Raw genomic sequence first — 22,836 nt, forward strand, 5'->3', positions numbered from 1 at the left:
GGGCTGCGCGAACAGCGCTCTCCTATGCGATGGCGATGATTTCCAGTTCCTGGCCGCCTGTCTCAACCACATCGCCGACAGCCTTGCCCATCAGCAACCGCGCCACCGGAGAAACGTAGGAAATCGATCCGGCTTTGGGATCGGCTTCGTCCTCTCCGACGATACGATAGGTCTGCACGCGCCCGTCGTCACGGCGGAAAGTCACCGTGCCGCCGAAGGCGACGGTGTCGGTTGACGTAGGGTCAGGCACGAGCTGGGCAGTGCGAAGTCTTGCCGCTAAATAGCGAAGATCACGCAAAGGATTGGCTGTCTGCCGCCGCCGTTCGTTCACGTCGTCGATGGTGCTCGCGCCATCATAGGCCTCGCGAGCCTCTTTGAACTGCAGCTCGAGAGCCTTCAGTCCTGCTTCCGTAACAAGGTTCGGATGCGCCGAAATCGGACGATCGGGCAGCAGGGTTTCCGAAGCGGTTTCGAAACTCTCTTCCTTGGTAAAAGCGACGGCCAATCTCGGACTCCGTTTTAGCGCGATGCGCTCTTCTAGCTGATGGGCAATTGCCTCGAAACGATTGTCGGAACCATACACCGACCGCGAACGAACCGCCAACCTTGCTTCATAGGCAGCCGTCGCCGGCGGCAGAGGCAACCGCTTTCAAGATCACCGCCCCGTAGCTGTTAAGCGGCGGGAAGGTCCTGCAACGCATGGCGGTGCTCGGCACCCTTATTTCGAAACGTGCTGGGGTTTGCCCTTCCTCTTGGTTGAGGCGAACTCCTCGAGCTGCTTTTCGCTCATGGATTCGACCATTTGTTTCGAGGCGCCTTTGAGTTCGCTCTTGGGCGTCTCGCCGCGCTTGGCCGAAAGTGCGGCGCCTGCGGCCTTTTGCTGGGCCTTGGACTTGGCTGGCATATCAATCTCCTATCGCTTGAACGGGCGGTGGCCGGCGTCAAAGCCTCCTGAGTTCGTCGGGCTTGTGTGCAGCGCGCTTTCCCGACTTGTCGCTCTCGACGATATATTGCGGCTCGGCCTTCGATGCCTTCACGCTATGGCCTATGATCTTTGTCGGACTGCTCTGCCTTTTTGACCACCCTGCCCTCTGTTTTTCCCTGGCTGGTATTCCAGCTTACCTCATTGCCCTTCTTCAATTGCTTCGACATGACAGGTTCCTTTGACAGCATGATGCCGAAAAGTGTCAGCGGTTTTCGGACGACATCATGCTTTAATCATCCTGTTCTAAGGAGGCTGCGGCCCGCAAGCCGCAGCCGACCGGCTGTCAGTTGATGGTGGCCCACTGGCTTCGAACATCCCTGGCGTTCTTCGACAGATGGACGTGAGCATCGACGTGATCGACCCAGTCGATCGGGATCAAGTGGTGCTTGCCGTCCTCCGAATCGAGCTTCGTCAGCTTGATACGCGTGGGGCCGTCGAGATGATCGACTGTGCCGACATGGGTGCCGTCGGCAGCCCGCACTTCCATATGTTCACGGATCTGCTCTGCGGAAATCATCGTTTCCTCCTTTGCAACATTGTCAGGTACGAAGCGGCAACGAGGTGGAGCAGACTTGGTTCCCAACACGCGCGACCGTGTTCAATCAGCAGTCACGTCCCAATTGTCACCCGGGTTGAAGGTCCTGACGCCAGCAGCTATTTTTTCGGTCTCCCGACCGAGATCGGCCTGGTAGACCGTGCCGTTCGCGTTCACGACGAAGGCGTGCACGCCGGTTTCGCCATATCGGATCGGCCAGGCGATAAGGGCAAATCCTGCGATCATGTTGCCGTTGATCACGTAATCGAACTTTCCGCCCGCGATGTTCGGCCCCTGGCTGTCGATAATCCTGTAGCGATAGCCGTAATAGCCCTCGCCGGCCTTGGCTTTATCAAGCGCCGCATTGTCTTCGAGGGCGTTGCCCGCCGGGCTATCACCCTCGCCCAGATCAGGCGACCAATAGAGACCATCGGTTTTGCCATCGCTGCTGATCAGTTTCTGGGCATATTCCAGAACGCCGTCGTCGTCGTGGTCGGCGGATGAATATTCCTTTTGGGCGTCGACATAGGCCCGCATCGTGTCGATGGTCTGCAATTCGTTCTCGCCGACGCGACGATCGATGATCTCCTCGAACCCGGCATAGGTGTCGAAGCCCCATTTGCCATCGTCGCCCTTCGCGATCGGAAATGGCAGAGGCCATAATTTGTCACCGATCTCGATGATCTTGCGGCCGTCGACGTCCTTCACGACGATCTTCTTCTTCGTGCCGTCCCGGATCTGTGCGTAGGTGTCCATCACCCCTTCGCCTGCCTTCGCTTTCGCGGCATCAATTCCCAGCAGCGCCGCGAACTTGTCGAAATCATCAGCCGACAAGGCCGCCTTGAAGGCGTCGACGGCTTGTTCCGGCGTCTCGAATACCGGGGGATCGCTCTGCGAAGCGAAGCCCGAGATGACGGTCTCATCGGATGGCTCTGCTGCAGATGTCGGAACCGGATTGGTGGCGAGAGACGCAAGAGCGAACACAGAACCCAGAAGCATGTTTCTGACTGACTTGGTCATGACTTTCCTCCTTCTTTCGGTCACCGACGACCGCCGCCGCGGCCGCCGCCGCCGCGGCCGCCGCCACCGCCACCGCCACGCATTGCTCTACCGCCGCCGCGATTGCTCCCGGCCATGGCCTGTCGGCCGCGGTTGGACTGCATCTGCGCGCGCTTGCCGCTGTCGACCTGACCGAGGGCTGATGGCTTTCTGGGCCGGCTGTCGACCCGGGCCGCAGGCTTCGGCTTTGCGACCTGGCGTTTGGCGTTGCCCCCAGGCCTTGCTTTTTCACCAGCTCTGTTCGTCGTCCTCGCGTCGGGCCTGCGGTTCTGCGCGGCCTGCGCTGCCTTCCCGCCTCCAGGAGCCGCTCCCGTATTGCCTGCCTTGTTGCGGGCAGCACTGATCCTGTCCGCATCGACCTTGCTCTTGCGGACATCGTTGACACTGATTTTGCCTGGCTGGTCGCGGATCGTGTTCACACGGTCGTTGCCTCCTGCTCCGACCCTGTTGCCGGGATTCGCCTCGATACTGCTCCGGAAGGAGCTGCGGTCGATCTTGTTGAACTGCGCGCCGTCGAACCCGATCTTGCTGCGGTCGACATTCTTCCAGTCGACGTCGTTGATATTCACTTTGCCGTTGATGTTGTTGAGGCAATTGTTGCAGTCGATATCGACATTGCCGTTCCAGCGCCCGCCCCATACGCCCCAGCGGTTCCAGTCGACGGCGGCGGCCCACACCGCTCCCGTCACCACGCCCGCGAAAAAGGTGGCGGTCGGATAATAGTAGTTCGGATACGGCTCGGAATAGTAGCCGATAGGCTCGGCCACATAGTTTGGTTCATACAGCATCTCCGGCGCGTATTGTGGAACGTAGATCTTGTCAGGACTGGCGGAGACGATCACGACGTTGTCGTTCTCCTGGCTGACCTTGATCTTGTCGTCGGTCTTGATGATGTCGTCGGCGACCGCTTTGTCACGCAGTTGTTGTATGGCGATCAGGACGTCCTTCTGCTGGTAGGAGAGCGCCTCTCCGAGCGACTGCGTCCAGTCCAGATCCTCGCTCATCATCGTCACGATCTGAGGATAATTCAGCAGCGATACGATGCTGCCATCCCACGTCGTCTTCGGCTTGAGCTTGGGCTGCTTCTTCAGGGTTTCGAGAAACCGGGCTGCTTCCACGACCTGCAGTGGGTAGAGCGACGCCGACGTGACGAGCGCAACCAGTTCGTCCGGATAAAGCGCGATCCGCGCCACCAGGATTTCGAGTTCGTCCTCGCTCAGCGGCGCCGGCGCGTCGTCTTCCGCCACGACGGGATTGGAAGCGGCCGGCTCCTGCGCGGCGGCAGGCGGAGTCAGATGTGGCGAAAACGGGAAACCTGCAAAAGGCAGGAACAAGCCCGTGGCGAGTAACAATGCGTGAGGTCTAGCCATCTCAAATCCTCCCTGCGGTCAGACATGGTGTGTAGGCTGTCGACTATTGTATCTTCGCTCGTGCCGCATACTCCTCCGAGTGAAGGAAGATTGATAGCTAAACATCGGCCAAGCCGTCTTTTGCTCCAAATTTATAGCAAAAACAGCGCCAGGCGTAGTCGCGGGACTGATCTGGTACGTATGTTACAGTAACACACTTACAAAAGCGGAGTTCAGCGCGCTGGCTAAAATCGACCGCGGGCCGCTTGATCACGCGGTCAGACACACGGAACCTGCCGCCTTTGAAGGCGATATGGCACGCCAATTATCAGTCACCGCAAGGGCGCGGCTGACGGCTAAAATATCGGCCAGGCCGTAGGTTACCAGAACCTACAGTATCATACTGTCTAGTTTGACTTATCGGTGCTGTAGTTTTCGGTCTTGGCCTTCGGCCACTGGGAGGCAACGTCATGGCTGAAAGTGAAAAGTCAAATCCTCAAATGCTTAGCGCGGACGAATTGAGGCAGAAAGCTCTGGAACTGCAGCTGATAGAAATGCAGCGTGATGACAAAGTCAAAGCGCGTGAAGCAAAAAAACACGCGGAGTTCGTCGATGACTTCTTCCGCAAACACGTCGGCGACAAGGAACGTGACATTATCAGGCGCGTCGTCATGAAGGCAGCCGCCGACGGCAAATCCGAGGCCATGGTCTATAGCTTTCCGTCGAGCTTCTGCACGGATAGCGGCCGCGCGATCAACAGTGCCCGGCCAGAGTGGCCGACGACGCTTCAAGGAAAAGCCAAGGAAATATATGATCTTTTCGTCGAAGTCGCCCGGCCTCACGGCTACAAGCTGAAAGCGATGGTCATCAGTTTTCCGGGCGGCATGCCGGGCGACATCGGCTTCTTCCTGAATTGGGAGGCACCAGTCGGCTAGGCCGCTGCGCAACTATGCAGTTCGTCAGCCATGGGTTCGGCCGGCGCATCGGCGCCCGCGGTCAACCCTTCGGCTGATGCTGCTTGGCAAGACCATCTTCGTCAAAGCCCAATCTGCGCCCAGTCTGGAGCGATCGGAGGCTACCCACTGGTAGCCTGAGTTCGCTTCAGCAGATGAATGAATTTCCGGGGGAGTGGCATGCTTCAGCGTTTTCATATGCCGATATTCAGGGGCCTGGAGGGATTTCGCGCGGACTGGCTGCGAAGCGATATTCCTGCGGGGCTGTCGATTGCAGCTGTCGGCCTGCCGAGTGCGATCGCTTATCCCGCCATCGCCGGCCTCCCCCCGGAAACAGGGATATATGCAAGTATCGTCGCGCCCGTTGCCTACGCTCTGTTCGGGCCGTCGCGGCTATTGGTGGTCGGGCCGGACGCCGGGACCATGGCGGTTCTCGCAGCGGTCATGGGAACTGTCATCGCCGCGCAACCCGCCGGCACATCAGCCGATCCGGTTGCGATCGCGTCTGCCCTGGCGCTCGGCGTCGGAGGCTTCTATTTTGCAGCACGGCTGCTGCGGCTGGGCGTCCTCGCAAGCTTTCTATCCCGCCCGATTCTGGTCGGTTTCTTTGCCGGCGTATCCATCTCCATCCTTGTCGGGCAGATCGGCCGCTTTACCGGGGTGCGTATCGAGTCCGACGGCCTCCTGCCGCCGATTGCCGAGATCATTCGCAAGAGTGCCTTGATCCATTGGCCGACATTGCTGTTCGGCCTCGCCATGTTCGCATTGTTGTGGATCGTGAAAGCCACACGGCTGCCTGTACCGGGACCCGTCGTCGTCGTCGTCGTTTCCGTCATTCTCTCCGCCATCTTCAACTTTGAAGCCGCAGGCATCCGCGTCGTTGGTGATCTCCCTACCGGGCTGCCGTCATTCTCCCTCCATGCACTCTCGCAAATGCCCATGGACAGGATCGTGCTTGGGTCGGCAGCCGTCTTTCTGATCAGTTTTGGCTCGAGTATCGTCGCCGCGCGGAGCTTCGGGGCGCGCTCCGGCGAGGAGGTCGACGCCAACCAGGAACTGATCGGGCTGGGCGCGGCGAACATCGCCCCCGGCCTGTTTGGTTCATTTCCCATCGCCGTGTCCGACTCGCGTACAGCGATCAATCTTGCAGTCGGCGGCAGATCGCAGGCAGCCGGTCTCGTTTCCGCCGTGACCCTGATGGCGGCGCTGCTTTTCTTGCATGATGCCCTGCGCATCCTGCCGATCCCCGCCCTGGCAGCGATCCTCGCGGCAGCCGCAATCAGCCTGATCGATGTCCACGAGCTGAGAAAGATATGGCACATCAGCCGTATGGAGTTCGTCTTCGCCCTGATCGCCATGTTCGGGGCTATCAGCTTCGGAGTGCTGAACGGCGTCATCGTCGCGATCGCCGCAACCTTGATCTATCTCCTGCGCAAGACGATGTTTCCACGAGACGTACTTCTTGGCCGCATTGCCGGACGCGATGGCTTCTACGATATGCAGCGCTTTCCGGACGCTCGGGGCATTCCTGACATCGCCATATGTCTCATCCAGGGCAATCTGCTGTTTTACAACGCGGATTATGTCCGCATCCGGCTTCAAGCCATCGCTGATGGCCTGCCGGCCGAAACACGTTGGTTCATCCTGGACGCCAGCGCCATTGCGCATATCGACAGCACCGGCGCCGCAGCACTCGATGCCGTGCAGGCAAACCTCTCCGGGCGGGGCATCGCCTTCGGCGTCGCTCACCTGAACGCCGAGGCCACGGAGCTGCTGGAACGCGCAGGCGTCGTTGCCGGCATCGGAGCAGAAAATTTCTTTGACGACACGGAAGACGCGCTGCGCGCCGCGCGCCTTGGGGACGGAAGCGATCGGCCTTTGGCCGGTGGTCACAAGTGAGGTCATGGCGCGAAGGCACCTTAGCGGGGCGAGGAGGAAGTGATGAACAAACGGCAGGATGACGACACCGATGTAGACGAAAAGAAGCGCAAGAAGTCCTGGAACTACGACAAGGAAATCGTAAAACTTCAGGTCGAACTCGCGCATCTGCAGGCCTGGGTGAAGAAATCGGGCGCCCGCATCGTGATCATCTTCGAGGGCCGGGATGCTGCCGGCAAAGGCGGGATGATCAAGCGAATTACCGAGCGCGTCAGTCCACGGGTCTTTCGCGTCATCGCGCTGCCAGCGCCAACCGATCGCGAAAAGACGCAAATATATATGCAACGCTACATCGCACATATGCCCGCCGCGGGCGAAATCGTCATATTCGATCGCAGCTGGTACAATCGCCCCGGCGTGGACCGGGTGATGGGATTCTGCTCGGAGAAAAAGGCAAGGCGTTTTCTCGAGCTGGCTCCCGGTTTCGAGGCCTCGATCGTCGAAAGCGGCATCACCTTGCTGAAGTACTTCCTCACGGTCGGCGAGGAGGAACAGGATCGCCGCTTCAGACGGCGGATCGACGATCCGCTGCGGCAATGGAAGCTCAGCCCGATGGATGTCGAGTCGTACCAGCGGTGGTGGGACTACTCGGTTGCTTACGACGAGATGATCCGGGCGACGGACCGCCAGTACGCCCCATGGTGGATCGTGCCGTCGGACGACAAGAAGCGCGCGCGCATCAACTGCATCTCGCACATCCTGAAGTCGATTCCATACGAAAAGGTGAAGTTCGACGCACCGGACCTCGGGAAGCGTCAGAAGCGACCCGGTAGCTATGTCGAAGACGAAAGCGTCCGTCATGTGGTGCCGGATGTGGTCGCCGAGGACAGACGATGATCGAAGCCGCGCGGGAACAGCGCCGGCTGTCCGGCGCGGTGATGTTTTCAATCAATGGGAGTGTGTGATGATCTATCCGTCAATCCGTGTGCTGTCTGTCGCCATTGCCTGCATTCCTCCATTGGCCGGCACATGCGGTTCGCAAGCTCGTGCCGCCGAGCCATTCGATCAATTTCCGATCGCGATAACCTGCGAATATAAAAACCTGCACCAGGTTTTCTATCTCACCAGATTGGATGCGGATGGTGTGGCCACTTACATCAACCCGAGCAAGCTTGCCGGAACGATATCTGTCCGCGGGACCGCCAAGGCGTTGGGCGAACCAGTCGGCGGAAGTTGTCTCGGTAAAACACTTGAGCAGCTCAGGGCGTCGGGACAGGTCCTCGATCTGAAGCGCTAGCAACCTTCCCTTCCGGATGTCCTGGATCCGGCATGTCGCAATCGACGGCACGATCCAGCGGGAGGGAGGCTGCACCCTGCATACCCAATTTAAGGTTCGGACTGCGGGGCCTGGTGGGGAAGCCCGTCATGCATCGCCATCCAGGTTCGTCGGGGTTCGGAACGACAAAGGGAGGGCAAGATGACCGCGGAGATTGAGCGAAAATACCTCGTCGTAAACGATAGTTGGCGGGACCACGCTTCCAAAGGCGCCGCATTCTGCCAAGGTTATCTACTGGCTAGGAAAAACCGCTTCGTGCGGGTCAGGATCATCGATAACGCACATGCCGTCCTGACCGTTAAACTCCGGACCGGGCGCCTGCGGCGCGAAGAGTTCGAATATGAGATTCCCTATGCCGATGCCCTGGAAATGATCGCCTATGCAACGAGTGTGGTGGATAAGACCCGCTATGAGGTGAACCATTGTGGCTGCCTTTGGGAGGTGGATGTCTACAGTGGCGTCCACGACGGACTCGTTGTCGCAGAAATCGAGCTTGCCGACGAAAGCGACGAACCTCCCTGCCCGCCGTGGCTCGGCCCGGAAGTGACCGGAAATGCCGCATTTTCCAATCGTACACTCGCAATGTTTGCGCGACGTAGCGAATACGGCAGCCGGAATATGTTAAAGCTGCAACCTGCTGGCCAGCTTCCCCGACGGAGGGAACAATGAGTGTCTTGGTCACGGGCGGCAGTCCCTCCGTGCCGGGTTGAAAGCAAAGACCTGATGCTAACGCATCGGCAGTCAGCGCTGCAGGTCGTAGCACTGCGCCCTGCGGCTCCCGGTCTGGCAGGTCGGCGAGAAATGGAGGCGATAGCGCCTTTCTTTCATGCATTCGCTGAAGCCATTAGGGTCGGGTGGATCCTTCCACAGATGGGCGAGTTCGCAGTGCTTGCGGGCATTGAGGAAGTCTTCTGTTCTCTGGGCGGCGTCTACTGAAGCCGCCGAAGCGACTAACGCCAAGAACATCGCGGGACTGAAGACAGCCGACTTCTTCAAGGTAACCTGCTCTCAGAGTACGACTGAGTCATACCGACTCTTCGTTTCCGCGGCCCGCGGCCACAGGATTGCGGCAAACAACAGCGCATAGATCAACGCCGCCGCGACATAGACGATGCGGGTGGCGAAAGATTCTGCAGCACTCCCCGGCAGAGGCGAGACCCCGAGGCCGAACAAAATCAGGAACGTCGTCAGGGCGCCAGCAAATATCGGTGCGTCCTTCGAGCGGGCGGCCGCGCGCCCTCCAATGAGGAGGACGACGACGAGAACGATGAGGAAGATCGAGAAAAGATTGGGGCGCAGTGATAGCACGCCGTAGGCAACGGAGGCGAGCACGCCGCCGAAGAGGTTGACGAGCACGAGCCCGATCGCCGCCCGCGCGCTCGCAGCAACGTCGAGCTGCCCGAGCAGCGACGCCACGGTTATCGGAATGACCGCCGCAGCGGTCAGGTTGTCGCTCGTCAGGCAAATCACGACGGAGCCCAGAAGGATGACCGTGTTGGCCAGTGCCCGACCCAAGGCCGGCGGCCGCTCTTCGATCGGCGCCGCCCCGATCTGGTGGGAGAACGGCTCGGGAAAGACCGCATGCGCAAACCACATCAGGGCCGTACCCGACAACACCCCGGTGACTAGGATGGACAGGATGGAGTTGGCGAGTTCCTTGTTGAGGATGCCGAGCAGAGGCACGATGATCGCAACGACGAGCACGAGAAAGACCGCCGCTCCTCCTTTTCCCGTCGACTGCGCCGCGAAGCATGCGAAATAAGTCAGCCCCAGGATCAGCAGAAAAGGCGCCGGACGGTCGCCGAGCACGTCGGTCAGAACCATCATCGCGATCCCGGCGATCAGCATGACCATCGCCGCGCCGAACGTCTTCGCAAGCGGCATGGGCCGCGAACTACCAAGCAGAAACTGGGCGGCAAAGAGCGGACCGAGGAAGGGCACGATGGCCCCCGCATAGACTGCGAGCGTGAAGCCGATGGAGACCGCGAACGCTACCCGAAGCCCCTTGCGTTTCTGCTCCTCGACCGCAGGGCTCCTCTCAGCGGACATAGGTCAGCACCGACATGATGCGGATCCAGAGCGATCCCCAGGCATTGGTGACCGGGTTGTCGCCGGTGTAGATGACGACGGTCGCCTGCGATCCGTAGCGGACGCCGCCCTTGGGCCTCTGCGCCTCCTCGATGATGAGCCGGACTGGAAACCGCTGCGGCTCCTGGACCCAGCCGCTATCGCTCCGGATCGTCGGCAATCCGGTGTTCGGGTCCGTGCTGCCTTGCGATACGCCGAAACCAACGCTCTCGACTTGCGCCGGAAACACCCGACCGGGAAGTGCGTCGAAAAGGACTTCCGCTCGGTTGCCGACTGCGACATTCTCGAGGCTGTTCTCCTTGAAGGCGGCGGCGATCCAGATCGTTCCGACATCGATAAAGGTCATGGCTGACTGTCCAGCCGACACGACCTTACCGGTTGTAAGTTGGAGGTTGGTCACGACCCCGGCCGAAGGTGCCTGAACGGTGGTCCGCACCAGATCGAGCCGTGCCTTTTCGAGCGCTGCCAGAGCTGCCCGGAGCTGCGGATTGTCATTTCCGCTCGGCCCGAGCTGCTCCTTGGCCTTGGCCAGCTCGGCCTCAGCACCGGTGACGGCCGCCTCTGACTGACCGAAAGCCGACCTGGTTGATTCAGCCCGCGCCTTGGAATACACGCCCCTCTTTTCCAGCTCTTCGGCACGCGCAGATTGTTCGCGAAGATTGTCCCGATCGACCTGGGCCGTTACGAGCTTTGCCTGCGCCGCGTCGACAGCAGCCGTTGACGCGCCCATTGACTGGCCGACACTTGCAAGGCTCGCCTCGGCCTCACTGACCGCGAGTTCGTAGCGCTCGGGATCGATACGAAAGAGAATCTGATTGGCCTCGACGCGCGAGTTGTCGACGACGCCGACTTCCACCACCCGGCCGGTGACTTCGGGTGCGATGCCGACGATATAGGCCTGGACCTGAGCCTGCGAGGTCGATGGCGTGCGCCGTTCCATGAAGATGGAGAGGACGAACAAGACGAGCGCCAGCAGAGCGACGATGAGGGCTATCCTGCGGAGCGGATTCCGAGGCGTTGGGGAAATGGCAGGCTCGTCCAAGTCTTCGGAAACCACGGCAATATCCTTCGGAAGCGTTTCGTTTCGTGGAAGCGCAAAGTTTCAGCGCCGGACGTCTGTCGCGATGGTCGCTACCGGGCGATGGAACGCAAGTAGGTAACCGTAACATACGCCTCGCGATGGCTCGCCGCCGGGGGCCGGTCTCGCGCGTATCAGCGAGCGGGTGGCGGCAGCGAGGCGTCAAGCGCGCCCTCTATCTCCTTGGAGAGTTCTGCGATCAGCTCCCGGTATTCGACGACGCGCTCGTCGCGCTTCGGATCGGTTGAGACGTTCCATTTTTGCAGCGCCGATTGGGCGTCGGCAAAGTCCCTGCAGATTTCCCGAAAGTCCTCACTGCGGGCAGAGAGATCATCGATCGCCTTGATCCTGGCTGGAAATTGCCGACGGACTGCGGTCATGCCTTCGTCCATGGTTCACTCCCTAACGGCATTTGGAACGCTGCTTCTGCAACCTGTGCCAAGCCCGATCTTCGTGGACGACGGAAGGTTCGTGGAGTATGTTACTGTAATATACGGTCTGGCAGTGATGTGACTCAACGGGGGATTGGGGCAAACATGCAGACGTGGACACCAGCAGAGGGGTCTGCAACACCCATTTCTTTGAGGCCGGCGCCTCAAGCCGACGACATCAGGGAGCAACTGGAACGTGTCATCTCCAGCCCTGAATTTCCAGGTGTCGGTCGCGCAGCGGCGTTTCTGCGCTATGTCGTCTCGGAAACCCTTGAGGATCGGGGCAACCGGATCAAAGCCTACTCGATCGCGATCGAGGTGTTCGGCCGGGATGCCGGCTTCACCCAGGACGATCCGGTAGTCAGGATCGAGGCCGGACGGCTGCGGCGATCGCTTGAGCGCTATTATCTCGTCGCTGGGCAGCATGATCCGGTCAGGATCGACATTCCCAAAGGCGGATATATCCCAACCTTCACCTGGTCCTGTCCGGCGTCGGTCGACACCGGAGACGAAGAAGCTGGCGAAACATCACCCTCTGAGGTCAGCTCCAGACGCTGGTGGCGCGCAAGGCGGGTCTTGTTGCCGGGTGCTGCTGCGCTCGCTGCAGTGGCTATTTCGCTATATTGGATCGGGACGCGGTCTCCCGCTCCGTCGCTCGAACGCGTTGCAAGCCTCTCGCCCGATCGTCCGGCCCTCGTGGTGGCTCCCTTTACCAATCTCGGCGAAGGGCCGGAGGCGCAGCTCTACACGGCCGGCCTGACCGAGGAACTGATGACCATCCTGCCGCGGTTCAAGGAGATCAAGGTCTTCGGCCGCGAGACGTCCAAGTCTCTCCCCGCGGATGTTGGCGCATCGGAGATCCGGACCGAATTCGGCGCACGCTATCTCCTTGCCGGCGGCGTACGCATTTCGGGCAAGCGTCTTCGCGTGACGGCAAGATTGCTCGATACGTCGGACGGCGAGATCCTCTGGTCGCAGAACTATGACAATGATCTCGCATCGGAGGACCTGTTTGCGATCCAGACGGATGTCGCCAGAAAAGTCGCGACCGCCATCGCCCAGCCCTACGGGGTCATGGCACAGGTCGACTCCGCCAGTCCGCCGCCTGATGATCTCGGCGCGTATGAGTGCACGCTGCGCTTCTATGCCTATCGTTCGGAACTGAGCCCCGAAGCGCATGCGCGCGTGCGGGATTGCCTCGAGGCCGCGCTCGCACGGTTTCCGAACTACGCGACCGCTTGGGCAATGCTGTCGATCGTCTATCTCGATGAGGACCGCTACAAGTTCAATCCGACGCCAGGCCAGGATGCAGCCATACAGCGTGCACTCGATGCCGCCAGGCGCGCAACGCAGATCGATCCGAACAATACACGCGGACTTCAAGCGCTGATGACGGCGCTGTTCTTCGACAGGCAGCTCGCTGAATCACTGCGTGTGGGCGAGCAGGCGCTCGCCACCAACCCCAACGACACCGAACTGATGGGCGAGTTCGGAACCCGGCTTGCGATCGCTGGCCAGTGGCAGCGCGGAGCAGACCTTCTGGACCAAGCCATCGCTCTGAATCCGGGAAGCGGCGGCTTCTACCATGGAACGCGAGCCTTGGCCGCCTACATGCTCCGCGACAATCACACCGCCGTGCTGGAGATCCGGCAGGCGAACATGCAGAAGTTCCCTCTCTTCCATGTTGTCGCTGCCATCATCTACGCGGAGGCAGGCATGATGGACGACGCCCGCCGGGAAGGCCAGGTATTCGTCAGCATGCGACCTGACTTCCTGCCGAACCTTGTAACGGAACTCGCAATGCGCAACATGCAGCCTGAAGATCGCGACCGTCTGATCGAAGGGCTTCGCAAGGCAGGGATGACGGTGCGCGATCCCGATGCAATCGCGTCGACCGCCGCCACCTCGGATCTGCAACCCCGCTGATACTGTCTCCCCGACCGTAACATACCCGATCATACGGGTAAGCCATCTCATCTTCGCATAGTCTCGCCCGGTGCCGACTTCGACCGCCGCGGCGTGCGGCGTCGAGGCCTGCCCGAACTTGACTGGTCGATGGGGAACAGCAGTGAGCACAAAATGTCGCAATGGCCGAATTCGACCAAGCCCTTCCCCAGGTCTGAAATGGATCTCGGCTCTCATGCTGGTCTGCGCATTAGCCGGATGTGGCGGTCACGCGAAGAACGTGCTCATTCCCGTTGCGGATAGCGCGCCCAACGCCACCAAGGTCGACATGCTCGTGGCCACGACGCGCAGCCGCTCGACGATACAAGGCGAGATGTTCACGGGCGAACGCGCACTCGCCCCGGCTTTTGCCGACATCACAGTGTCCATTCCCCCAGCGAACGTCCGCAAGATCGGCGAAGTCGCCTGGCCGAGAAGGCTTCCATCCAACCCGGCAACCGACTTTGCAACCTTGAAAGCCGACGAGATCACGCGCGACGACGCCAAGAAATGGCTGAGCGCCTCAGTCAGGAAGAGCCACGACCGCAGCGTGCTCGTGTTCATCCACGGTTTCAACAACCGCTTCGAAGACTCCGTCTATCGCTTCGCCCAGATCGTCAAGGATTCCGGCGTCCATAGTGCGCCCGTGCTGGTGACATGGCCGTCGCGCGGCAGTCTGCTTGCATACGGATATGACAGGGAGAGCACGAACTACACGCGCAACGCATTGGAGACGCTCTTCCAGTATCTCGCCAAGGATCCTGAGGTGAAAGAAGTCTCGATCCTTGCGCATTCCATGGGGAACTGGCTGGCGCTGGAAGCGCTTCGCCAGATGGCGATTCGCAACGGCCGCCTTCCCGCCAAGTTCGAGAATGTCATGCTGGCCTCGCCCGACGTGGACGTCGATGTCTTCCGCCAGCAGATCGTCGATATGGGTAAGCAGCATCCGAAGTTCACCTTGTTCGTTTCGCGAGACGACCGCGCGCTCGCGGTATCCCGCAGAGTATGGGGCGACGTCGCCAGACTCGGCGCCATCGATCCCGAGCAGGCCCCCTTCAAGAAGGAACTGGCCGACAGCCAGATCACGGTGATCGACCTCACCAAGGTCAAGGCGGGCGACAGTCTGAACCACGGAAAGTTCGCGGATTCGCCCGAGGTCGTTCAGCTGATCGGCGCACGGATTTCCAACGGCCAGACGCTAACCGACAGCAAGGTCGGGCTCGGCGACAAGATCCTTGCCGCGACGACGAGCACGGCGGCGGCGGCGGGCAGCGCAGCCGGCCTGATCCTTGCCGCCCCGGTCGCCGTCGTCGATGCGGATACCAGAGACAATTACGCCGGCCAGGTGAGCGGCCTCACGGGTCCTGTGGGTACGCCGCCGAAGGCATCCGAATGCACCGCCGCAGGCCGATCGAAGGAGTCGTGCAGGCAATGACGGTTCAGGAACCGGCAAACTGACGTTCATAGAGATCAGGATAAACAATGCCACTACTTTCCAAGATCCGCATGTTTAAAGCACTTATCACGGCGGTTGCCCTGGCTTCCGTTCTCCTTTGTGCCTCGATTGCCGTGGCGCAGAGCGTGACGCCTGCGAGCCCACAGCCAGAAAGTGTCCAGCGCTTTATCGGCATGTTCTCGGATCCTGACGTCCAACGCTTCCTGCAGCAGCAGTCGCAAGCAGCCAAGGCCGCGGCGGAACCGCCCTTGGAAACCCCGAACGCAGACCCTTCATTCTCGGAATTCACGATGCGATTCCGTGCCCATGCCTCAAGTCTTCTCGGCGCCATCCGGTCCTTTCCCCTGGAGACGATGCGAGGCGGGGCGGTGCTCGAACGGGACATCCAGGCGAACGGCGGGACGCGGCCGATCTTCCTGGTCGCTGCCTTCGTCGCCGTCGGGCTGGCCGCGCAATGGCTGTTCTGGTGGATCAGCGCCGGCTGGCGCTCATGGATGGCGCGCGCGTCCTTTGCCACAGTTCGCGAGAGGGTGATCGCATTGGCCGCGAGGCTTCTGTGGGCGGCATGTTACGTCCTTTCCTTCGGGCTTGGCAGCATCGGCTTCTTCCTGCTGTTCCAATGGCCGCCTGTTATCAGGGAGATCGTCGTCGGCTATCTCTTCGCGATCGTCGTCTTCCGTCTGGCAAGCGCGTTTTTCGACGTGCTTCTGGCGCCACGGGCGGAGGAAGAGGGTCGGTTCCGTGTCGTCCCGATCACGAAGGATGCCGCCGGCCACTGGGCGAAACGCCTGGGTTATCTCGTCGGCTGGTATGCCTTTGGCTGGGTGACCATCCGCCTGCTCGGCACCCTCGGCTTTTCCGTTCCGGCCCGGCAACTCGTCGCCTATTCCCTCGGCCTCGTGCTCCTCGTCATCGGCATCGAAGCCGTTTGGAGACGTCCGTCCCGATTGACTGCCGGCCAAGCCAGCCGGATCGGACTACGCGCGCGGAACTGGCTCTGGACGGTCTACTTCGTTGCCGTCTGGCTGCTGTGGGTGGTCGGAGCCATGAAGCTGTTCTGGATCGCGGTGGTCTGTGCCGCCCTGCCCGGGGCCATCGCCCTCACCAAGGCGTCGGTCAACAATATCCTGAGCTCTTCCGCGGATGAAGAGGACGGCCACAAGAAAGGCACCGTTGTCTCGGTGATCGTCGAGCGCGGTATCAGGGCAGCGCTGATCGTCGGAGCGATCGTTCTGCTTGCGGATGCCCTGGATATCAGGCTGACGCAGATGACGATGCAGGATTCGCCGCTTCTACGCCTCGTGCGCGGCCTCCTCAGTGCCGGGATCATTCTCCTGATCGTCGATCTCGCCTGGAGCGTCGTGAAGGTCATGATCGACCGCAAGCTCGGCGACACCGAGGCGGTCCTTGAAGTCGGCAGCGAACGGGAGCGGCGGCGGACACGTCTCAGAACCCTGCTGCCGATCCTTCGCAATTTCCTGATGATCCTCTTTGTCGCCATCGCGATCATGATGGCGCTGTCGTCGCTCGGCGTGGAAATCGGCCCATTGATCGCAGGCGCCGGTGTGGTCGGCGTCGCGATCGGTTTCGGGGCACAGACCGTGGTGAAGGACGTCATCAGCGGGATGTTCTACCTGCTCGACGACGCCTTCCGGGTGGGCGAATATATCCAGAGCGGCAGCTACAAGGGTACCGTCGAGTCCTTCAGCTTGCGGTCCATCAAGCTCAGGCACCACCGCGGCGCAGTCTACATCGTGCCCTTCAGCGAACTCGGAGCAGTCCAGAACATGAGCCGCGACTGGGTGATCGAGAAGATGACGATCACCATTACCTACGATTCCGACATCGAGAAGGCCCGCAAGATCATCAAGAAGATCGGCCTGGAGCTGTTCGAGGATCCGGAATTCAAACCGACGACGATCGAGCCGCTGAAGATGCAGGGGATCGACAGCCTGGGCGACTCCGGCCTGCTCCTGCGGATGAAGGTCATGACGCTTCCGGGCCAGCAGTTCACGCTGAAGCGGCGGGCCCTGCGGATGATCCATCAGGCGTTCAACGAAAACGGCATCAAGCTCGCCGTGCCCACAGTTCAGGTCTCGGGCGGCAAGGACGACGCTGTCGCCGCCGCTGCCCAGCAGACGCTTGCGGCACACAACGCAGCCGCAGCCGCAACCCCGGCCTGAGGGCGGCATCTTCGAGGAAATGAACACACACAGGAGAGCAATCGGAGGAAATGAAATGAAGATCCTGGTCACCCTGTCGCGCATGCTTGCGACACTTGCCGTCATCATGACGGTCTGCGCACCCGTCCTCGTTCCCGTGACGGCCGAAGCCCGTCGCGGCGTAGCGGCATGCGGCCCGAGAGGCTGCGGTGCTGCTGCCTGCGGACCGCGCGGATGCGCTGCAGTCGGAAGCACCCGTCCTGCCGTTCGGCCGCCCGTCCGGCGCGGCGTCGTGGTCGTCGCCCCTCGCCGCTACTGGCGCCCGGGGACCGCCATCGCCGCAGGTGCTGCCATCGGCTTCGTCGCCGGTGCTGCCGCCGTCTCACTGGCAGGCACGCCGCCACAGTCCGGTCAATGCTGGTACTACACCTCGCCCGCCAAGACGACGGGCTTCTGGGACGTGTGCCCGCGCTGAGCGATCCGGCAGAAAAACTGCCAGCTCGTTTGGTTCTCTTCGTCGCCCGCCCTCCCCTGAGTGGGGAGGACCTCGATTTCTAGGTCACAAATTTTAGAGGGTACGTTCCATGGATTTCACAGTCATCGATGCCGCACTCGTCGGAAAACTTCTCCTGCTGCTTCTGGTCGGGCTGGGGCCGAAGATCGCCCTGGTGCCGTTTCTGGAGAAGACCCATGCCTTCGATACCGAAACCAAGGCGCGCATCGGCCGCCAGATGGTTTTGGTCGCAGTGGTCACAGCCTTGATCCTTTTTGCCACCGGCGCTTTGCTGATGCGGCTTCTCCATATCACGGGTGGCGCAGTCGCCGTCGCCGGCGGTATCATCCTCGCGCTTATCGCGATTAAGATGGCATCAGGACCAACAGAGAAGCCGCATGAGGAAACGGGGCTTCCCGTCGATCCCGAAAAGATCGCCGTCTTTCCGCTTGCGGTCCCTTACCTGCTCAATCCTGTCGGCATCACCGTCGTCATCATCGCCTCCGGCGAAGTCGTCTCGATTGCCAGCGCGATACTCGTCATCGGCCTGATTCTGATCGTCGCTGCGTTGGACTATGTGGTGTTTACCAATATCGACGCGCTCGCCAAGCGCATGAAGCCTGCCAGTCTGATCGTCTCGGAGGTCGTCTTCGGGATTCTGCTGACCGCAGTCGCAGTCCAACTGGTCGTCAGCGGGCTTGGCAATCTCGGCATCATCACCCCGACCGCCGCGCATTAGATGCGGATGATTTGCGGCCCGATGGCCTAAAAATCTGAACCCGGATTTAAATCAAAAAATAGAGCCGAAAGCCGCTCGGTTTTCGGCGTCATGCTCAGTTGCGGATTTGCTATCCCCTGAGCGGAAAGCCCGGAGATTAAGGTCGATAACAAACAGTCACCATCGACCGCCGGCTCAAGGCCATCATTCAATATCTCTGATGTTATCCATAAGTTCTATTCGTTTGAATGATGAGTTTCCAGGGCCCATATTGTGATCATGGACATGGACGAACCTCCCATTGACGACCATGCCCCTGACCCTAGAAAGGACCCGGAAAATGACCACGCTCACCTATCGCGGTGGTGGTAAGTCCCTCACCTCCGGCCAAGGCCGCTTCGATCTGGCACATTATGCCCGCAAGCTCACCCTCGCCTGGACACGCTGGCAGACGGCTCGCGAAATTGAAGCCATGCCCTTCGACATCCGCAAGGACATCGGCTGGCCGAGCACGGACGACAGCAATCACCGGACCATGTAATGAATGCGACATTCCACCCAAGATGAGGGCGGCGTCTGCACTACGCAACGCCGCCTTTTTCGCGGCCTGACCGTCCATTCCCAAGCCCTTTTCAGTCTTGAATTTCAGTCGCCTATCAGCCCGTCATCCGCCCTATCCGCAGCCATTTCGGCAGTTTGACCGGCCAAATCGTGGCCGATGTCGCATATTTGCTCTTCCCGGCCGCATTTTTCCATGCCAGTGTCGCTTTCAGGACATCGGCGCGACGCATTCCGCGCAACGAATGTGTCATCGCCCCTCGAGCATGGATTTCGCTATGAACAGGATGCAGATCAAGAAGCGTTCGCTGGTCTTCTTTATGGTACCGCAATTCACCATGCTGCCCTTTTCGGCGGCCGTGGACACCTTGCGCATCGCCAATCGCATGCTCGGTTATCAGGCCTATACCTGGCGGCTGACCTCTGTCGATGGAGAAAAGGTCTATTCTTCCTGCGGCATCGGCGTCGAGGCCAATTCCTCGCTTGCCGAGGAACGCCGTCATCTCGGCGGCGAAAACCGGCCGGGCATGGTGCTCGTCTGTTCCGGCATCGATGTCGAGCAGTTCAACAACAAGTCGGTCAATGCCTGGCTGCGTGAATGCTACAATCGCGGCGTCGCCGTCGGCAGCCTCTGTACGGGCGCGCATGTGCTTGCCCAGGCCGGTCTCCTGAACGGCAAGCGCTGCGCCATCCACTGGGAAAACCTGCCGGGCTTTTCGGAAGCCTTCCCGCAGGCGGAGGTCTATGCCGATCTATACGAGATCGACGGCAATCTCTATACCTGCGCCGGCGGCACCGCCTCGCTCGACATGATGCTGAACCTCGTCGGCGAGGATTTCGGCGAAAGCCTTGTCAACCGCATCTGCGAGCAGCACCTGACCGATCGCGTGCGCAACCCGCATGACCGCCAGCGTCTGCCGCTGCGCGCCCGCCTCGGCGTGCAGAATGCCAAGGTGCTGTCGATCATCGAGTTGATGGAAGGCAATCTTGCCGAGCCGCTGTCGCTGATCGAGATCGCCGACGGCGCCGGCCTCTCCCGCCGCCAGATCGAACGGCTGTTCCGCCAGGAGATGGGTCGCTCGCCGGCCCGCTACTATCTGGAAATCCGCCTCGACCGTGCGCGCCACCTCCTGGTGCAGTCATCAATGCCCGTCGTCGAGGTCGCCGTCGCCTGCGGCTTCGTCTCGGCCTCGCACTTCTCCAAGTGTTATCGCGAACTCTACCATCGCTCACCGCAGCAGGAGCGCGCCGAGCGCAAGATGACCATGGCGACCGCTCGCCAGGCCGTCGCCGCTTGAGACGATAAGAAGACCGTCGCCGCTTGAGACGATAAGAAGGCCGTCGCCGCTTGAGACGATAAGAAGGCCGTCGCCGCCTGATGTGAAAGGCGGCGACTTGGCTCTGCCCTTCGGATGGCGCTATTGCGCCGCCTCTTCCGTCATCCTGGCGTCCGAATAGACCTGGTTGCGGCCCCTGTGTTTGGCCATGTAGAGAAACTGGTCGGCAGCGTTGAGGTAATTCTCGAAGGTCTCGTAACCGCCGATCTCGGCGATGCCGATCGAAATCGTGACGCCGAGTTCCTCGTCGTCGGCCGTGACTTTCAGCCGCGAAATGTCTGAGCGGATCTCGTCGCAGAGCTTGGTCGCAGCAGCGGAATCCATCTGCGGGAAGAGGATGGCGAATTCCTCGCCCCCGAGGCGCGACAGAAGATTGTCGCTGCCCTCAAAGATCGTAAACAGCCTGTTTGCGACAGCCTTCAGCACCTTGTCGCCGATCTCGTGGCCATAGGTGTCGTTCAGCCGCTTGAAATGGTCGATATCGAGAATAGCGACGGAGCTCGGTACCTTCAGCCGCAGGCACTCGTTCACCAGCTTCGGGCCGTTGTCGTAGAAATAGCGGCGGTTATAGAGGCCAGTCAGGTAGTCGCAGGCCGCCGCCGCCCTCAGCTGCCGCATCTGCGCCAGCGTTTCGGCATTGTTGGCGATGCGGCATTGCAGCTCCTCGGCAACGAAAGGCCGGTAGACGAAATCGCTGGCGCCGGCCTTGAGAAAACTCGCCGAAAGCATGCGGTCATTGGAGGAGGAAACGCCGATGACACGCAGCCTGTCCGAACCAAATCGATGGCGGATGCGCCGCGTCAGCTCATAGCCGCTCATATCGGGCATATGGTGATCGGTGACGACGAGCTCGATATCGCTATAGGCCTCGAGCGCCGCCAGCGCCTCGAGCCCCGAATTTGCCTCGACGACGAGATATTGCTGTGCCTTCAGCAGGTCAACGAGCACCTGACGCGCCGAGACGACATCGTCGACGACGAGCACCCGCGTCTTGCGGTTGGAGATCGCCCGCCGGACGGTGGCGACCAGATTGTCGAGCGCGAATTCATTGTCCTTCAGCACGTAATCGATGACATTGCGCTCCATAATCTTGTTGCGCGTGTTGAGATCGAATGTCGCGGTGAAGACGATTGCCGGGATATCGTGCTCGATCGTGCAGTCGAGCGCTTCACCATAGGGCGAATCCGGCAGGTTGAGATCGACGACGGCCATGGTGTAGCCGTGACCGTCCTCGGCAAGTTCCTTGCGAAGAGCTTTCAGCGACGGGCAGGATTTGACGGCAAGGCCGAGCTCCGTTTGGAACCGGTGACAGAGCACGGCGGAAAACATCCGGGAATCTTCAACCAGAAGTATCTTGAGCCCGCCGGAGCGCAGCCCGATACCATCCCGCTGGAAATCCGCTTGAAAAGCCACAGCCCCTACTCCCCGATGCGTCCGATGGGCTCGACTCGGCCCTCTCCCCGGCGGGGACGATAACCGAGAGGCCTGTGCGCGTGAAGGGGACAAATAACGGTGACATTACCTGTAATTGCAGAAATTCGACGACTGTCTCCGACCGTGATATCCGCCCCCTTGGCGATACCGATACTGGAGGAGCCGTCAGGCAACCGCCCGCTCCTTGCGCATCGATTGAATCTGCAGCAGCGTATCGAGGTTCTGGTTGACGCGGCAATAGAACTCCTCGTCAATGAAGGGACGCAGCATGAAATCGTTGCCGCCGGCCTTCAGGAATCGCGCCGAAAGCAGCCGGTTCGAGGAGGAGGAAACACCGATGATGCGCAGCTCGTGCGAGCCGATGCTGGCGCGGATGCGCCGCGTCAGTTCGAAGCCGTCTATGTCGGGCATGTTGTAGTCGGTGATCATCAGGCCGATATCGCGGTTGGCCTTCAGGATCTCCAGCGCCTTGCCGCCGCTCTCAGCGACGCTGACACGGAAATTGTAGCGCTTCAGCCGGCTCGACAGCAGGGCGCGCGCGGTCGCACTATCATCAACGATCAGCACGTGGTGGCGGTGATTGGTGAGGAAGCGGCAGATCGATTCCGCCAGCAGGTCGACGGCGAAGATATTGTCCTTGAGGATATAGTCGACAATATCCTTGGCCATCAGCTTGTCGCGCATGCTTTCATGGAAGGTGCCGGTAAAGACGATTGTGGGTATGGAGAGCTCGACCAGATATTCGAGCGCTTCGCCGTTTTCGGCGCCGGGCAGATTGATGTTCGAGATCGCCAGCGTGATCGGATCGGAAGACTTGTCGTAAGAAACCTGCAAATCCTCGAAGCTGCGGCAAATCTCGACATCGATGTCGAACAGCTCCTTGAGGCGTTTGCTGATCATCGAGGTGAATACGTTGGAATCTTCCGCGACAATAATACGCGCACCAGCAAACATTTCCCCGGAATATTGCATCCCCGAAATACCTAGAAACGCCATAGCAAACCTTTGATGTAAAATCTGTCCCCGGATCAAACTGATACAC

Annotated in this window: 23 protein-coding genes and 1 pseudogene; 12 read left to right on the forward strand and 12 right to left on the reverse strand. The window is 60.5% G+C overall.

Annotation, left to right across the window (positions count from 1 at the left end; genetic code table 11):
• Window positions 1–22: 22 nt before the first annotated feature.
• From greA to ELH03_RS11890, 6 genes and pseudogenes are all read right to left on the reverse strand, one after another.
• Complete coding sequence (gene greA / locus ELH03_RS11865) at window positions 23–505, reverse strand: transcription elongation factor GreA (protein WP_128401679.1); 483 nt, start codon at window positions 503–505, stop codon at window positions 23–25.
• Window positions 506–718: 213 nt separating this feature from the next.
• Window positions 719–904 (reverse strand): DUF3008 family protein, encoded by a 186-nt coding sequence (locus ELH03_RS11870; protein WP_003560205.1) that lies wholly within the window; start codon window positions 902–904, stop codon window positions 719–721.
• 37 nt (window positions 905–941) lie between these two features.
• Window positions 942–1,152: pseudogene (locus ELH03_RS11875) on the reverse strand (hypervirulence associated TUDOR domain-containing protein).
• 116 nt (window positions 1,153–1,268) lie between these two features.
• Window positions 1,269–1,502 carry a DUF2171 domain-containing protein gene (locus ELH03_RS11880; protein WP_012757858.1) on the reverse strand — a complete coding sequence of 78 codons (234 nt, stop codon included), beginning with the start codon at window positions 1,500–1,502 and terminating at the stop codon, window positions 1,269–1,271.
• An 81-nt stretch (window positions 1,503–1,583) separates the two neighbouring features.
• Window positions 1,584–2,540, reverse strand: coding sequence for a DUF2950 domain-containing protein (locus ELH03_RS11885; RefSeq protein WP_130766326.1), 957 nt, complete (start codon window positions 2,538–2,540; stop codon window positions 1,584–1,586).
• Window positions 2,541–2,560: 20 nt separating this feature from the next.
• The gene (locus ELH03_RS11890; RefSeq protein ID WP_130766327.1) at window positions 2,561–3,949 is read right to left on the reverse strand and encodes a DUF3300 domain-containing protein; all 1,389 of its coding nucleotides are present in this window, start codon (window positions 3,947–3,949) and stop codon (window positions 2,561–2,563) included.
• Window positions 3,950–4,398: 449 nt separating this feature from the next.
• Here ELH03_RS11890 and ELH03_RS11895 point away from each other — a divergent pair, with 449 nt between their 5' ends.
• The 5 genes from ELH03_RS11895 to ELH03_RS11915 all read left to right on the forward strand — a co-directional run bounded on the left by ELH03_RS11895 (window position 4,399) and on the right by ELH03_RS11915 (window position 8,764).
• Window positions 4,399–4,863, forward strand: a complete 465-nt coding sequence (locus ELH03_RS11895; protein WP_128401682.1) for a hypothetical protein — start codon at window positions 4,399–4,401, stop codon at window positions 4,861–4,863.
• Between the two features lie 198 nt (window positions 4,864–5,061).
• Complete coding sequence (locus ELH03_RS11900) at window positions 5,062–6,780, forward strand: SulP family inorganic anion transporter (RefSeq protein WP_128401683.1); 1,719 nt, start codon at window positions 5,062–5,064, stop codon at window positions 6,778–6,780.
• A 42-nt stretch (window positions 6,781–6,822) separates the two neighbouring features.
• Window positions 6,823–7,656 carry a polyphosphate kinase 2 gene (gene ppk2, locus ELH03_RS11905; protein ID WP_128401684.1) on the forward strand — a complete coding sequence of 278 codons (834 nt, stop codon included), beginning with the start codon at window positions 6,823–6,825 and terminating at the stop codon, window positions 7,654–7,656.
• Window positions 7,657–7,723: 67 nt separating this feature from the next.
• Window positions 7,724–8,056, forward strand: a complete 333-nt coding sequence (locus ELH03_RS11910) for a hypothetical protein (RefSeq protein ID WP_128401685.1) — start codon at window positions 7,724–7,726, stop codon at window positions 8,054–8,056.
• Window positions 8,057–8,236: 180 nt separating this feature from the next.
• Window positions 8,237–8,764 (forward strand): CYTH domain-containing protein, encoded by a 528-nt coding sequence (locus ELH03_RS11915; RefSeq protein WP_128401686.1) that lies wholly within the window; start codon window positions 8,237–8,239, stop codon window positions 8,762–8,764.
• Window positions 8,765–8,836: 72 nt separating this feature from the next.
• Here the strand turns inward: ELH03_RS11915 and ELH03_RS37375 are convergent, their stop codons facing one another.
• The 4 genes from ELH03_RS37375 to ELH03_RS11935 form a co-directional block, all read right to left on the reverse strand.
• On the reverse strand, window positions 8,837–9,091 hold the full coding sequence (locus ELH03_RS37375; RefSeq protein WP_233941259.1) for a hypothetical protein: 255 nt from the start codon (window positions 9,089–9,091) through the stop codon (window positions 8,837–8,839).
• Between the two features lie 12 nt (window positions 9,092–9,103).
• Window positions 9,104–10,144 carry a DUF2955 domain-containing protein gene (locus ELH03_RS11925; RefSeq protein ID WP_128401688.1) on the reverse strand — a complete coding sequence of 347 codons (1,041 nt, stop codon included), beginning with the start codon at window positions 10,142–10,144 and terminating at the stop codon, window positions 9,104–9,106.
• The gene (locus ELH03_RS11930; RefSeq protein ID WP_128401689.1) at window positions 10,134–11,240 is read right to left on the reverse strand and encodes an HlyD family secretion protein; all 1,107 of its coding nucleotides are present in this window, start codon (window positions 11,238–11,240) and stop codon (window positions 10,134–10,136) included. The genes ELH03_RS11925 and ELH03_RS11930 overlap by 11 nt, the downstream gene beginning before the upstream one ends.
• 155 nt (window positions 11,241–11,395) lie before the next feature.
• Window positions 11,396–11,653, reverse strand: coding sequence for a hypothetical protein (locus ELH03_RS11935; RefSeq protein WP_128401690.1), 258 nt, complete (start codon window positions 11,651–11,653; stop codon window positions 11,396–11,398).
• A 144-nt stretch (window positions 11,654–11,797) separates the two neighbouring features.
• Here ELH03_RS11935 and ELH03_RS11940 point away from each other — a divergent pair, with 144 nt between their 5' ends.
• The 7 genes from ELH03_RS11940 (at window position 11,798) to ELH03_RS11970 (ending at window position 20,321) form a co-directional block, all read left to right on the forward strand.
• Window positions 11,798–13,618: an adenylate cyclase gene (locus ELH03_RS11940; protein ID WP_128401691.1), complete on the forward strand. Its 1,821-nt coding sequence runs from the start codon at window positions 11,798–11,800 to the stop codon at window positions 13,616–13,618.
• A 142-nt stretch (window positions 13,619–13,760) separates the two neighbouring features.
• Window positions 13,761–15,071: an alpha/beta hydrolase gene (locus ELH03_RS11945; RefSeq protein WP_128401692.1), complete on the forward strand. Its 1,311-nt coding sequence runs from the start codon at window positions 13,761–13,763 to the stop codon at window positions 15,069–15,071.
• Window positions 15,072–15,118: 47 nt separating this feature from the next.
• The gene (locus ELH03_RS11950; RefSeq protein WP_130658982.1) at window positions 15,119–17,275 is read left to right on the forward strand and encodes a mechanosensitive ion channel family protein; all 2,157 of its coding nucleotides are present in this window, start codon (window positions 15,119–15,121) and stop codon (window positions 17,273–17,275) included.
• A 55-nt stretch (window positions 17,276–17,330) separates the two neighbouring features.
• A complete protein-coding gene (locus ELH03_RS11955; RefSeq protein ID WP_128401694.1) occupies window positions 17,331–17,729 on the forward strand; it encodes a hypothetical protein in 399 nt (132 codons plus the stop codon).
• A gap of 109 nt (window positions 17,730–17,838) precedes the next feature.
• Entirely contained in the window at window positions 17,839–18,486 is a 648-nt protein-coding gene (locus ELH03_RS11960) for a MarC family protein (protein ID WP_064250888.1), read from the forward strand.
• A gap of 319 nt (window positions 18,487–18,805) precedes the next feature.
• Window positions 18,806–19,006: a hypothetical protein gene (locus ELH03_RS11965; RefSeq protein ID WP_128401695.1), complete on the forward strand. Its 201-nt coding sequence runs from the start codon at window positions 18,806–18,808 to the stop codon at window positions 19,004–19,006.
• Window positions 19,007–19,301: 295 nt separating this feature from the next.
• A complete protein-coding gene (locus ELH03_RS11970) occupies window positions 19,302–20,321 on the forward strand; it encodes a GlxA family transcriptional regulator (protein ID WP_018242426.1) in 1,020 nt (339 codons plus the stop codon).
• A gap of 120 nt (window positions 20,322–20,441) precedes the next feature.
• Here ELH03_RS11970 and ELH03_RS11975 read toward each other — a convergent pair whose 3' ends face one another.
• Window positions 20,442–21,773 (reverse strand): diguanylate cyclase, encoded by a 1,332-nt coding sequence (locus tag ELH03_RS11975; protein WP_047620983.1) that lies wholly within the window; start codon window positions 21,771–21,773, stop codon window positions 20,442–20,444.
• Window positions 21,774–21,959: 186 nt separating this feature from the next.
• A complete protein-coding gene (locus ELH03_RS11980; protein ID WP_130766328.1) occupies window positions 21,960–22,790 on the reverse strand; it encodes a response regulator in 831 nt (276 codons plus the stop codon).
• Between the last annotated feature and the right edge of the window lie 46 nt (window positions 22,791–22,836).

Source organism: Rhizobium beringeri, assembly GCF_004306515.1.
Taxonomy (GTDB): Bacteria; Pseudomonadota; Alphaproteobacteria; order Rhizobiales; family Rhizobiaceae; genus Rhizobium; species Rhizobium beringeri.

Bases quoted from the DNA above. Each gene is read 5' to 3' on its own strand.
- ELH03_RS11870 (WP_003560205.1), bottom strand. From the start codon at position 904: ATGCCAGCCAAGTCCAAGGCCCAGCAAAAGGCCGCAGGCGCCGCACTT.
- ELH03_RS11880 (WP_012757858.1), bottom strand. From the start codon at position 1,502: ATGATTTCCGCAGAGCAGATCCGTGAACATATGGAAGTGCGGGCTGCC.
- ELH03_RS11885 (WP_130766326.1), bottom strand. From the start codon at position 2,540: ATGACCAAGTCAGTCAGAAACATGCTTCTGGGTTCTGTGTTCGCTCTT.
- ELH03_RS11890 (WP_130766327.1), bottom strand. From the start codon at position 3,949: ATGGCTAGACCTCACGCATTGTTACTCGCCACGGGCTTGTTCCTGCCT.
- ELH03_RS11895 (WP_128401682.1), top strand. From the start codon at position 4,399: ATGGCTGAAAGTGAAAAGTCAAATCCTCAAATGCTTAGCGCGGACGAA.
- ELH03_RS11900 (WP_128401683.1), top strand. From the start codon at position 5,062: ATGCTTCAGCGTTTTCATATGCCGATATTCAGGGGCCTGGAGGGATTT.
- ppk2 (WP_128401684.1), top strand. From the start codon at position 6,823: ATGAACAAACGGCAGGATGACGACACCGATGTAGACGAAAAGAAGCGC.
- ELH03_RS11910 (WP_128401685.1), top strand. From the start codon at position 7,724: ATGATCTATCCGTCAATCCGTGTGCTGTCTGTCGCCATTGCCTGCATT.
- ELH03_RS11915 (WP_128401686.1), top strand. From the start codon at position 8,237: ATGACCGCGGAGATTGAGCGAAAATACCTCGTCGTAAACGATAGTTGG.
- ELH03_RS11925 (WP_128401688.1), bottom strand. From the start codon at position 10,144: ATGTCCGCTGAGAGGAGCCCTGCGGTCGAGGAGCAGAAACGCAAGGGG.
- ELH03_RS11935 (WP_128401690.1), bottom strand. From the start codon at position 11,653: ATGGACGAAGGCATGACCGCAGTCCGTCGGCAATTTCCAGCCAGGATC.
- ELH03_RS11940 (WP_128401691.1), top strand. From the start codon at position 11,798: ATGCAGACGTGGACACCAGCAGAGGGGTCTGCAACACCCATTTCTTTG.
- ELH03_RS11950 (WP_130658982.1), top strand. From the start codon at position 15,119: ATGCCACTACTTTCCAAGATCCGCATGTTTAAAGCACTTATCACGGCG.
- ELH03_RS11955 (WP_128401694.1), top strand. From the start codon at position 17,331: ATGAAGATCCTGGTCACCCTGTCGCGCATGCTTGCGACACTTGCCGTC.
- ELH03_RS11960 (WP_064250888.1), top strand. From the start codon at position 17,839: ATGGATTTCACAGTCATCGATGCCGCACTCGTCGGAAAACTTCTCCTG.
- ELH03_RS11965 (WP_128401695.1), top strand. From the start codon at position 18,806: ATGACCACGCTCACCTATCGCGGTGGTGGTAAGTCCCTCACCTCCGGC.
- ELH03_RS11970 (WP_018242426.1), top strand. From the start codon at position 19,302: ATGAACAGGATGCAGATCAAGAAGCGTTCGCTGGTCTTCTTTATGGTA.
- ELH03_RS11980 (WP_130766328.1), bottom strand. From the start codon at position 22,790: ATGGCGTTTCTAGGTATTTCGGGGATGCAATATTCCGGGGAAATGTTT.